Source organism: Burkholderia cepacia (assembly GCF_001039005.1).
GTDB lineage: Bacteria > Pseudomonadota > Gammaproteobacteria > Burkholderiales > Burkholderiaceae > Burkholderia > Burkholderia theae.
This window is the reverse complement of the sequence record NZ_LDWR01000061.1, coordinates 37,556-48,334: the sequence shown is the minus strand read 5'-3', so window position 1 is coordinate 48,334 and position 10,779 is coordinate 37,556. Positions and strand designations below refer to the sequence as shown.

Below are 10,779 nucleotides of genomic sequence, written 5' to 3'. Positions count from 1 at the left end.
ACTGGTGCCGGTACAGCGCCAATGCAATGACCAACCACACCACCTGTTCGGCCGGCAGTCGCCGACGGCGAATACTGGCGCTACCGCTTGCCTGAACCGCTTGCTCAACCCATTCGTACGGCAAATGCTGACCCAGCCGGTTCCAGTCAAACGGCGGATGGGATTCGACTAGCAGGTGGAGATCGTCGGCCAGCATGGCGACGAAAGTTAACACCGTCGTGTCCCGTTTACAACAGGCTCTCGCCACAAACAAAAATGCCGTTCAGTTGCTTAACTGAACGGCATTACGGCTCGCGCCGGGCTTTTTCATTGGCCGGAGATCGTCCGTCGGCTCATCACTCGAGCGCGCCCGAACCGAAGATTTCGGTGTTCACGCGTTCCGGCGCGACGCCGAGCGCCACCAGCGCATCGCGCTGCGCCTTCATGAACGCGATCGGGCCGCAGATGTAGTAATCGGCGTCCGGCAGCAGCGCGAATGCCTTCACGCGTGCCGGCGTGAGCCGCCCTTCGACATCGTGGTCGATGCCGGCGCGATCGTTCGGGCCGACCAGTTCGTACAGCACCGTGCGCTTGACGTTCGCATGCTCGCGCGCCGTATCGTTCAGCCAGTCGCGGAACGCGTGCACCGCGCCCGAGCGGCAGGCGTGGACGAACCGCACGTCGCGCGTGCTGCCTTCGCCGACCAGCGTCGATGCCATCGACACCATCGGCGTCAGGCCGACGCCGCCCGAGATCAGCACGACCGGCGTCTCGACGCCCCGCTTCAGCGAGAATTCACCCATCGGCGCGGTCGCCTCGACGATCGCGCCCTCCTCCACGCCGTCATGCATCAGCGTCGACACCTTGCCGGCCGGGATCGCTTCCGGCGTGCCGGCCTCGCGCTTCACCGAGATGCGCAGCCACTTGCCGTGCGGCGCATCGGACAGGCTGTACTGGCGCGGCTGGTCGACGCCGAGATCGCCGACGAAGCGCTTCACCGTGATGTACTGACCCGGTTCGAAAGTCGGCGCCGTACCGCCATCGGCCGGGCTCAGGTAGAACGACGTGATCTCGTCGCTCTCGCGCACCTTGCGCGCCACCTTGAACGGACGGAAGCCGCTCCAGGCGGCACCCGCGTACAGGTCGGCCTCGGCGCCGATCAGGATCTGCGCGAGCTGGCCGTACGCGACGCGCCAGGCTTCAAGCGTTTCGGCATCGACCGCGTCGCCGAGCACCTCGACGATCGACGCGAGCAGGTTCTCGCCGACGATCGGGTAGTGCTCGGGGCGGATGTTCAGGCTCGCGTGCTTGTGCGCGATGTGCGACACCGCACCGCCCAGCGCACCGAGGTTGTCGATGTTCGCCGCATACGCGTAGACGGCCTTCGCGAGCGTCTCGGGCTGGCTGCCGGTCTTCTGGTGCGTCTGGTTGAACAGGTTCTTCAGTTCCGGATGACGCGCGAACATGCGCTGGTAGAAGTGCTTCGTGATCGTCGTGCCGTGCTCGGCAAGAACGGGGGCGGTGGCCTTCACACGGGCCATCTGGTCAGCGGTGATGTGGGTCATGTTCGTTCTCCGTTAAACATGCACATACAATACATGTTTAAAAAACGACGTTCCCCGGACAAATTGTCGCAGTGCGCAAAAAGGGCCGCGGCGCGCTAGCGGACGCGCCCGCGCTCCCACAGCACGTCCGCCCCGCCGCCGGCGCGGTTCAGCACGCGCGCCAGCACGAACAGCAGGTCCGACAGCCGGTTCACGTAACGCCGCGGCGTATCGTTGAGCGTTTCGGTGCGCCCGAGCGCGACGATCGAGCGCTCCGCGCGGCGGCATACGGTCCGGCACACGTGCGCGAGCGACGCCGCGCGCGAGCCGGCCGGCAGGATGAATTCCTTCAGCGGCGGCAGCGTCGCGTTGTAGTCGGCGAGCCACTGGTCGAGACGCGCAAGATGCGTGTCGTCGAGCACCGCATGGCCGGGGATGCACAGCTCGCCGCCAAGATCGAACAAGTCGTGCTGGATCGTGACGAGCGCCGTGCGCACGTCGTCCGGCAGCGTCTCGGCGAGCAGTACGCCGAGGTTCGAATTCAGTTCGTCGACGTCGCCGATCGCCGCGATCCGCGCGTCGTCCTTGCCGATGCGTCGTCCGTCGCCGAGGCCGGTGGTGCCGTCGTCGCCGGTGCGCGTGGCGATCTTGCTCAAGCGGTTGCCCATGCGAATCTCCTGTCATGCGCGGCCGCGATGCAGCCCGCTTGGTTTGGAACGCGATTATCGCAGCCCGCGGCGGCGGGCGCAGCGGGCGTTACGGCGTAGAATGAGCCGAAAGTTCGACAAGCAGCCAGGAGACATTCGTGAATCACCCCGCCCCGCCGGCCGTCACGCGCCGCCCGCTGCCCCCCGCCATGCTCGATGCGCTGCGCGCCGCCTTCGGCGAACGCGTATCGACCGCCGACGCGGTCCGCGCCCACCACGGCCGCGACGAATCGCCGTTCGATCCGCAACTGCCCGACGCCGTCGTATTCGCCCGCAGCGCCGACGACGTGCGCGAAGCCGTGTCGCTGTGCTCGCTCTACAGCGTACCGCTGATCCCGTATGGCGCCGGCTCGTCGCTCGAAGGCCACCTGCTCGCGGTGCGCGGCGGCATCTCGCTCGACCTGTCGGAAATGAACCGTGTGCTGTCGATCAACGCCGAAGACCTGACCGTGACGGTCGAGCCGGGTATCACGCGCAAGGCGCTCAACGAAGCGCTGCGCGACACCGGGCTGTTCTTCCCGATCGACCCGGGCGCCGACGCCAGCATCGGCGGGATGACCGCGACCCGCGCATCGGGCACCAACGCCGTGCGCTACGGCACGATGCGCGAGAACGTGCTCGGCCTGACCGCGGTGCTCGCCGACGGCCGCGTCGTGAAAACGGGCTCGCGCGCCCGCAAGTCGTCGGCCGGCTACGATCTCACGCGCCTGTTCGTCGGCTCCGAAGGCACGCTCGGCGTGATCACCGAGATCACGCTGCGCCTGCACCCGCTGCCCGAAGCCGTATCGGCCGCGATCTGCACGTTCCCGACGATGGGCGACGCGGTGCGTACCGTGATCGAGACGATCCAGATCGGCGTGCCGATCGCGCGCGTCGAATTCGTCGATTCGCTCGCCGTGCGCTCGATCAACCGCCACTCGAACCTGACGCTCACCGAAGCGCCGACGCTGTTCTTCGAATTCCACGGCACCGCGGCCTCCGTCAAGGAACAGGCCGAGCTCGTGCAGGCGCTGGCCGGCGAGAACAACGGCCAGGGTTTCGAATGGGCGACCCGCCCCGAAGACCGCAGCCGGCTCTGGGCCGCGCGCCACAACGCGTACTTCGCGATGCTGCAGTTGAAACCCGGCTGCCGCGCGGTGACGACCGACGTCTGCGTGCCGATCTCGCAGCTCGCCGCGTGCGTCGAGGAAACGGAAGTCGACCTGCGCGCCTCGTCGCTGCCCTGCCCGATCGTCGGCCACGTCGGCGACGGCAATTTCCACGTCGCGATCCTGATCGACCCCGACAAGCCCGAGGAACTCGCCGAAGCCGAGCACATCAACGACCGGATCGTCGAGCGCGCGCTGCGCCTCGGCGGCACCTGCACGGGCGAGCACGGCGTCGGGCTGCACAAGATGCGCTTCCTGCCGAAGGAGCACGGCGACAACGCGATCGACACGATGCGCGCGATCAAGCTCGCGCTCGATCCGCGCAACCTGATGAATCCCGGCAAGATTTTCACGTGCTGAGACGGCGGCGCGACATCGCGCCACCCGCAGGAGACCCCATGAATGCTCCCGTCGAACTGTCGAGCGCGGCACGCGCGCAGCGCCAGCGCGAAGTCGTGCAGGCGCTGATGGCCGTGCTGCCGACGCACTGCCTGCTGTATCGCGACGAAGACACGGCGCCATACGAATGCGACGGCCTGTCCGCCTACCGCCGCCTGCCGCTCGCGGTCGCGCTGCCCGAAACGGAATCCCAGGTGCAGCGGATCGTGCAGATCTGCCGGCGCATGGAAGTGCCGATCGTGCCGCGCGGCGCGGGCACGAGCCTGTCGGGCGGCGCGCTGCCGATCGCGCTCGGCGTCGTGCTGTCGCTCGCGCGCTTCACGCGTATCGTCGAAGTCGATCCGTACGCGCGCACGGCAACCGTGCAGCCCGGCGTGCGCAACCTCGCGATCTCGGAAGCCGCCGCACCGTACGGCCTGTATTACGCGCCCGATCCGTCGTCGCAGATCGCGTGCACGATCGGCGGCAACGTCGCGGAAAATTCCGGCGGCGTCCACTGCCTGAAATACGGGCTGACGGTGCACAACGTGATGCGCGTGCGCGCGGTGACGATCGACGGCGAGATCGTCGAGTTCGGCTCGCTCGCGCTCGACATGCCGGGTCTGGACCTGCTCGCCGTGATGATCGGCAGCGAGGGGATGTTCGCGATCGTCACCGAGGTCACGGTGCGGCTGATCCCGAAACCGCAGACCGCGCAGCTCGTAATGGCGAGCTTCGACGACGTGGTCAAGGGCGGCGAGGCCGTCGCGGCGATCATCGCATCGGGCATCATCCCGGCCGGGCTCGAAATGATGGACAAGCCGGCCACGCAGGCCGTCGAGGCGTTCACGCACGCCGGCTACGACCTCGACGCAAAAGCGATCCTGCTGTGCGAATCGGACGGCACGCCGGAAGAAGTCGCGGAAGAAGTCGTGCGGATGACGGCCGTGCTGCGCGAGCATGGCGCGACGCGCATCCAGGTGTCGCGCAACGAACAGGAGCGGCTGCGCTACTGGTCGGGCCGCAAGAACGCGTTCCCGGCTGCCGGCCGCATTTCCGCCGATTATTACTGCATGGACGGCACCGTGCCGCGCCGCGCGATCGGCCCGCTGCTCGCACGCATCGAGCAGCTCGAAACGCGCTACGGGCTGCGCTGCATCAACGTGTTCCATGCGGGCGACGGCAACATGCATCCGCTGATCCTCTACAACGCGAACGATCCGGACGAGCTGCACCGCGCCGAGCAGTTCGGCGCGGAAATCCTCGAATGCTGCGTGGAATTCGGCGGCAGCGTGACGGGCGAGCACGGCGTCGGCATCGAGAAGCTCAATTCGATGTGCGTACAGTTCTCGCCGCAGGAGCGCGATGCGTTCTTCGCGGTCAAGCGCGCATTCGATCCGGCCGGGCTGCTGAACCCGGACAAGGGCATCCCGACCCGCGCGCGCTGCGCCGAGTACGGTCGCCAGCACGTGCGCGGCGGGCTGCTGCCGCACCCCGACCTGCCGCGCTTCTGAGCGCCGCGCGCGGTGCGCGGCCCGTGCCGGCGGCCGGGCCGCGGCATACTGCCGTGCCCGCGCGGCCCGCTTGCGCGTCGGCGCGGGCATGCGGTCCGCAATACGGGGCTTAGGGATAGTCGCGATGTGGAATCGCGCCACCCCGGTACAATCGACCGAACAACAAGTCGAGGCAGCAACAGAACATGGAAGAGGACGACATCGTCGCCGGATGGGCCGAACGCGTCCGCGCGGCCAGCGCCGACGGCCGGCCGCTGCGGATTCGCGGCGGCGGCACCAAGGACTGGTACGGCCAGGCGCTCGAGGGCGAAATACTCGACACGCGCGCGTTTCAGGGCATCGTGTCGTACGACCCGGCCGAACTCGTCGTCACGGTCCGCGCGGGCACGCCGCTCGCGCAGCTTGAAACCGTCCTCGCCGAGTGCGGCCAGATGCTGCCGTTCGAGCCGCCCCACTTCGGCCGCGCGGCCACCGTCGGCGGCTGCGTCGCGGCAGGCCTCGCGGGCCCGCGCCGTGCCACCTGCGGCGCGCCGCGCGATTTCGTGCTCGGCGTCACGCTGATGAACGGCCGCGGCGAAATGCTGCGCTTCGGCGGACAGGTCGTGAAGAACGTCGCCGGTTACGACGTGTCGCGGCTGATGGCCGGCGCGCTCGGCACGCTCGGGCTGATGCTCGACCTGTCGATCAAGGTGCTGCCGATGCCGGTCGCCGAAGTCACGCTGAAGTTCGAAATGACCGCTACCGACGCGGTGCGCAAGCTCAACGAATGGGGCGGCCATCCGCTGCCCGTCAGCGCGAGCGCGTGGCGTAACGGCACGCTCGTGCTGCGCCTGTCGGGCGCCGAAGCGGCCGTGAAATCCGCGAAGACGCTGCTCGGCGGCGAAGTCGTCGACGCGGTCGAAGCCGAGCGCTTCTGGGCCGGCCTGCGCGAGCATACCGACCCGTTCTTCAACGGCATTCCGCCCGGCTATGCGCTGTGGCGCCTCGCGCTGCCGTCGATCACCGAGCCGATGCACCTGCCGGGCACCCAGCTGATGGAATGGGGCGGCGCGCAGCGCTGGTGGATCACCGACGCCGATGCGCAGACCGTGCGCATGAGCGCGAAGCAGGCCGGCGGTCACGCGACGCTGTTCCGCGCGGGCGACGCCTACGACCGCAGCGCGGGCGTGTTCACGCCGCTCCCCGCCCCGATGATGAAAATCCACCGCGGGCTGAAAGCCGCGTTCGACCCCGCGCGCATCTTCAACCGCGGCCGGCTCTACCCCGATCTTTAGGGTCTGTTTACCTATGGAACGCACATGCGAATGCCCGAAATCGCTCGTAGGGCAAGAAGTGAGGAGCGCCGTTTGGCCGAGCCAAACAAGCGACGAGCGACGCCGCCATACGGGCGATTTCGGGCATTCCCGTGGAATGAATTTTTTAATTAGGGGTTGCCACGAGAACGGCCGCTCGCCGCGTTGCGCTCCTTGCGAATACGTCAGTATTCGCGGCGTCACGCGCCTCGCGAGCGGCCGTTCTCGTGGCAACGCATGCGCGTTCCATAGGTAAACAGACCCTAAATGCAAACGAACCTCGCCGATTTCATCCGCAACACGCCCGACGGCGACGAGGCCGAGGCGATCCTGCGCAAGTGCGTGCATTGCGGGTTCTGCACCGCGACCTGCCCGACCTACCAGTTGCTCGGCGACGAACTCGACGGCCCGCGCGGGCGCATCTACCTGATCAAGCAGCTGGTCGAAGGCGCGAACGTCACGCGCAGCACGCAGCAGCACCTGGACCGCTGCCTCACGTGCCGCAGCTGCGAGACGACCTGCCCGTCAGGCGTCCAGTACGGCCGGCTCGTCGAGATCGGCCGCAAGCATGTCGAAGCGCAGGTGCAGCGCCCCGTGCAGCAGCGTCTCGTGCGCCGCGTGCTCGCGAGCCTCGTGCCGAACGCCGCGCTGTTCTCGCCGATGATGCGGCTCGGCCAGCACGTGCGGCCGCTGCTGCCGAAGCGGCTGCGCGACAAGGTGCCGCCGCGCACGCGGCTGCTCGAATGGCCGCACCGCACGCATACGCGCAAGATGCTGATGCTCGGCGGCTGCGTGCAGCCGTCGATGCTGCCGAACATCAACATCGCGACCGCGCGCGTGCTCGATGCGCTCGGCATCGAGACGGTCGTCGCGCCCGACGCGGGCTGCTGCGGCGCGATCCGCCTGCACCTGAACTATCACGACGAAGCGCTCGACGACGCGCGCCGCAACATCGACGCGTGGTGGCCCCACGTCGAACAGGGCGCCGAGGCGATCGTGATGAACGCAACGGGCTGCGGCGCGACGGTGCTCGAATACGCGCACCTGCTGCGCGACGATCCGACCTACGCGGAGAAGGCGCAGCGCATCGTCGCGCTGACGCGCGACATCTCCGACGTGCTGCTCGCGTTCGAGGCCGAACTCGCGACACTCGCGCGGCGCCGCGCGATCCATACCGTCGCGTACCACCCGCCGTGCACGCTGCAGCACGGCCAGCAGTCGCGCGGCAAGGTCGAACGCCTGCTCGAGACGCTCGGCATCGACGTGCGGCTGCCGGCCGACAGCCATCTGTGCTGCGGCTCGGCCGGCACCTATTCGCTGACGCAGCCGTCGCTGTCGTACCGGTTGCGCAAGCAGAAGCTGCTGAAGCTGCAGGCGCTCGAACCGCAGATGATCGTCTCCGGCAACATCGGCTGCATCGCGCACCTGCAGAGCGGCACGCAGATTCCGGTCACCCACTGGATCCAGCTCGTCGAGCATTTGCTGTACGGCTAGGCCTCGCGCGCGGCGTCCGTATAATGGACGGATCGATGCGCCGCGTGCCGCGGCGCAGCTGCTTCATGCCCGCTTCCGTGCCTGTCTTCGTGCCCGTCATGTCCGATCTCGCCGCCCGTCTCGAATCCGTCCATCGCCGCATCACCGACGCCGCCCGCGCGGCCGGCCGCGATCCCGCCACCGTGTCGCTGCTCGCCGTCTCGAAGACGTTTCCCGCCGACGACGTGCGCGCCGCGCATGCGGCCGGGCAACGCGCATTCGGCGAAAACTACGTGCAGGAATCGATCGACAAGATCGACGCGCTCGCCGACTTGCGCGCGAGCCTCGAATGGCATTTCATCGGGCCGCTGCAATCGAACAAGACGCGCCCGGTCGCCGAGCGCTTCGACTGGGTTCATTCGGTCGACCGGCTGAAGATCGCGCAGCGCCTGTCGGAACAACGCCCCGCGCACCTGCCGCCGCTCAACGTCTGCGTGCAGGTGAACATCAGCGGCGAGGCGTCGAAGAGCGGCGTCGCGCCCGCCGACGTGGCCGGGGTCGCGCGCGCGGTTGCCGCGCTGCCGTCGCTGCGGCTGCGCGGCCTGATGGCGATTCCCGAACCGGCCGGCGACACCGAAGCGCAACGCGCACCGCATCGTGCGCTGCGCGCGCTGTTCGACGCGTTGCGCGCCGACGGCCTGGCGCTCGACACGCTGTCGATGGGCATGTCCGCCGATCTCGATGCGGCCGTGCTCGAAGGCGCGACGATCGTGCGCGTCGGCACCGCGATCTTCGGTGCGCGCGATTACTCGCACTGAACGCCGCGCCCTTTCCGCCTTTCCGTTCACTCACTCGCTCAATCGGACATCATGAAAATCGCATTCATCGGCGGCGGCAACATGGCCGCGGCCCTGATCGGCGGCCTGATCAAGCGCGGCGTCGCCGCTGACGGCCTGTATGCCATCGACATCAACGAAGACGTCCGCGCGCGCGCCGCGCAGCAATTCGGCGTGCGCACCGGCGCGGCCGTCGACGCGACGCTCGCCGATTACGACGCGGTCGTGCTGGCGGTGAAACCGCAGGTGCTGAAGGACGTCGCGCAGGCGCTCGCGCCGCACCTGAAGTCGCAGCTCGTGATCAGCATCGCGGCCGGCATTCGCGGCACGGACCTCGCGCGCTGGCTCGGCGACTACGCCCGCGTCGTGCGCACGATGCCGAACACGCCCGCGCTCGTCGGCATGGGCGTGACGGGCCTCGCCGCGCTGCCGGGCGTCGACGCGGCGGGCCGCGAACTCGCATCGAGCGTGCTCGGCGCGGTCGGCGAGATCGTATGGTTCGACGACGAATCGCAGCTCGACGCCGTCACGGCCATTTCGGGCAGCGGCCCGGCGTACGTGTTCTATTTCATCGAAGCGCTGCAGGAAGCCGCGCGCCGCCTCGGCATGAACGACGAACAGGGCCGCGCGCTCGCGGTCGCGACGTTCGCGGGCGCCGCGCAACTCGCCGCGCAATCGGGCGAGCCGGCGAGCGTGCTGCGCGAACGCGTGACGTCGAAGGGCGGCACGACGGCCGCCGCGCTCGCGTCGTTCGACGCGCAGGGCGTGAAGGAAGCGATCGTGCGCGGCGCGCTCGCGGCCGAGGCGCGCGCGAAGGAAATGGGCGACGAACTCGGCCGCGCGTAAGCGCGCCCGCGGTGCCGGCTTCGCGGGCACCGGACGTAAAAAAAGCGGCCACCTGGCCGGTTTTTCATTGGCACCGCGCGCCGGCGCGCGGCTCCGTTCAGTTGCCGGTCAGCAGGTAATGCGCGGCGATCCCGGCAAACAGCACGCCGCCGAGCCAGTTGTTGTGCCGGAACGCCGCGAAGCAAGGCATCCGCTCGCGGCCCTTGATCAGCGTGTAGTGATACAGCGCGCAGCCGACCGCCGCCGCCCAGCCGGCCCAGTACGCGAGACCGAAGCCGAGCGTCACGCCGATCCACACGTAGATACCGAGCGTCGCCGCATAGCACGCCATCACGGCCGCGACGTCGAAGCGGCCGAACGTCAGCGCGGACGTGCGGATGCCGATCTTGATGTCGTCGTCGCGATCGACCATTGCGTATTCGGTGTCGTACGCGACCGACCAGAAAATGTTCGCGATCAGCATCACCCATGCGATCGCCGGCACCGTGTCCTGCACGGCCGCGAACGCCATCGGGATGCCGAAGCCGAACGCGATGCCGAGATACGCCTGCGGAATCGCGAAGAAGCGCTTCATGAACGGATACGAGCCCGCGACGAACAGCGCGACGACGGACAGCTCCTTCGTCAGCGTGTTGAGCGGCAGGATCAGCAGGAACGCGATGAACGACAGCCCGACCGCGATCGCGACGGCTTCCCACGCGCGGATCTTGCCCGACGTCAGCGGCCGGTCGGCCGTGCGCTTCACGTGGCGGTCGAAATCGCGGTCGGCGTAGTCGTTCATCGCACAGCCGGCCGAACGCATCAGCAACGTGCCGAGCGTGAAGATCACGAGCAGCGGCCAGCGCGGATGGCCGTCCGACGCGATCCACAGCGCGTTGAGCGTCGGCCAGAGCAGCAGCAGGCTGCCGATCGGCTTGTCCATCCGGACGAGCCGCAGATACAGCGGAAAACGGGCAAGCATGGCGAAGCACCGGGAAGATAACCCCGGCATTTTAGAGCCGAGCGGCGCTTCGCGTCATGTCGGCGCGACCCGCGGCCGGCAGTTGCGGCACGCGTATGGAC

10 protein-coding genes are annotated in these 10,779 nt (G+C 68.4%); 6 read left to right on the top strand and 4 right to left on the bottom strand.

Going from position 1 to position 10,779, the window contains the following annotated elements; genetic code table 11:
- From VL15_RS40945 to VL15_RS32005, 3 genes are all read right to left on the bottom strand, one after another.
- On the bottom strand, positions 1-196 hold a 196-nt coding region (locus VL15_RS40945), incomplete at its 3' end, for a transposase domain-containing protein (protein WP_196319649.1).
- Positions 197-335: 139 nt separating this feature from the next.
- Positions 336-1,544, bottom strand: coding sequence for an NO-inducible flavohemoprotein (hmpA, locus tag VL15_RS32010; protein WP_048250821.1), 1,209 nt, complete (start codon positions 1,542-1,544; stop codon positions 336-338).
- 95 nt (positions 1,545-1,639) lie between these two features.
- On the bottom strand, positions 1,640-2,191 hold the full coding sequence (locus VL15_RS32005) for a cob(I)yrinic acid a,c-diamide adenosyltransferase (RefSeq protein WP_048250819.1): 552 nt from the start codon (positions 2,189-2,191) through the stop codon (positions 1,640-1,642).
- Between the two features lie 137 nt (positions 2,192-2,328).
- Between VL15_RS32005 and VL15_RS32000 the strand changes: the two genes are divergently transcribed.
- The 6 genes from VL15_RS32000 to proC all read left to right on the top strand — a co-directional run bounded on the left by VL15_RS32000 (position 2,329) and on the right by proC (position 9,717).
- On the top strand, positions 2,329-3,738 hold the full coding sequence (locus tag VL15_RS32000) for an FAD-binding oxidoreductase (RefSeq protein WP_048250817.1): 1,410 nt from the start codon (positions 2,329-2,331) through the stop codon (positions 3,736-3,738).
- A gap of 38 nt (positions 3,739-3,776) precedes the next feature.
- Positions 3,777-5,270 (top strand): FAD-linked oxidase C-terminal domain-containing protein, encoded by a 1,494-nt coding sequence (locus VL15_RS31995; protein WP_048250815.1) that lies wholly within the window; start codon positions 3,777-3,779, stop codon positions 5,268-5,270.
- Between the two features lie 185 nt (positions 5,271-5,455).
- Positions 5,456-6,544, top strand: coding sequence for a glycolate oxidase subunit GlcE (glcE, locus tag VL15_RS31990; protein ID WP_048250813.1), 1,089 nt, complete (start codon positions 5,456-5,458; stop codon positions 6,542-6,544).
- A 285-nt stretch (positions 6,545-6,829) separates the two neighbouring features.
- On the top strand, positions 6,830-8,056 hold the full coding sequence (glcF, locus tag VL15_RS31985) for a glycolate oxidase subunit GlcF (protein WP_048250810.1): 1,227 nt from the start codon (positions 6,830-6,832) through the stop codon (positions 8,054-8,056).
- Between the two features lie 98 nt (positions 8,057-8,154).
- On the top strand, positions 8,155-8,853 hold the full coding sequence (locus tag VL15_RS31980; protein WP_048250828.1) for a YggS family pyridoxal phosphate-dependent enzyme: 699 nt from the start codon (positions 8,155-8,157) through the stop codon (positions 8,851-8,853).
- Positions 8,854-8,904: 51 nt separating this feature from the next.
- A complete protein-coding gene (gene proC, locus VL15_RS31975; RefSeq protein ID WP_048250806.1) occupies positions 8,905-9,717 on the top strand; it encodes a pyrroline-5-carboxylate reductase in 813 nt (270 codons plus the stop codon).
- 97 nt (positions 9,718-9,814) lie between these two features.
- On the opposite strand, the gene ubiA is transcribed toward proC, so the two are convergent.
- The gene (gene ubiA, locus VL15_RS31970) at positions 9,815-10,678 is read right to left on the bottom strand and encodes a 4-hydroxybenzoate octaprenyltransferase (protein WP_048250803.1); all 864 of its coding nucleotides are present in this window, start codon (positions 10,676-10,678) and stop codon (positions 9,815-9,817) included.
- Positions 10,679-10,779 lie beyond the last annotated feature (101 nt).

Bases quoted from the DNA above. Each gene is read 5' to 3' on its own strand.
- hmpA (WP_048250821.1), bottom strand. From the start codon at position 1,544: ATGACCCACATCACCGCTGACCAGATGGCCCGTGTGAAGGCCACCGCC.
- VL15_RS32005 (WP_048250819.1), bottom strand. From the start codon at position 2,191: ATGGGCAACCGCTTGAGCAAGATCGCCACGCGCACCGGCGACGACGGC.
- VL15_RS31995 (WP_048250815.1), top strand. From the start codon at position 3,777: ATGAATGCTCCCGTCGAACTGTCGAGCGCGGCACGCGCGCAGCGCCAG.
- glcE (WP_048250813.1), top strand. From the start codon at position 5,456: ATGGAAGAGGACGACATCGTCGCCGGATGGGCCGAACGCGTCCGCGCG.
- glcF (WP_048250810.1), top strand. From the start codon at position 6,830: ATGCAAACGAACCTCGCCGATTTCATCCGCAACACGCCCGACGGCGAC.
- VL15_RS31980 (WP_048250828.1), top strand. From the start codon at position 8,155: ATGTCCGATCTCGCCGCCCGTCTCGAATCCGTCCATCGCCGCATCACC.
- proC (WP_048250806.1), top strand. From the start codon at position 8,905: ATGAAAATCGCATTCATCGGCGGCGGCAACATGGCCGCGGCCCTGATC.
- ubiA (WP_048250803.1), bottom strand. From the start codon at position 10,678: ATGCTTGCCCGTTTTCCGCTGTATCTGCGGCTCGTCCGGATGGACAAG.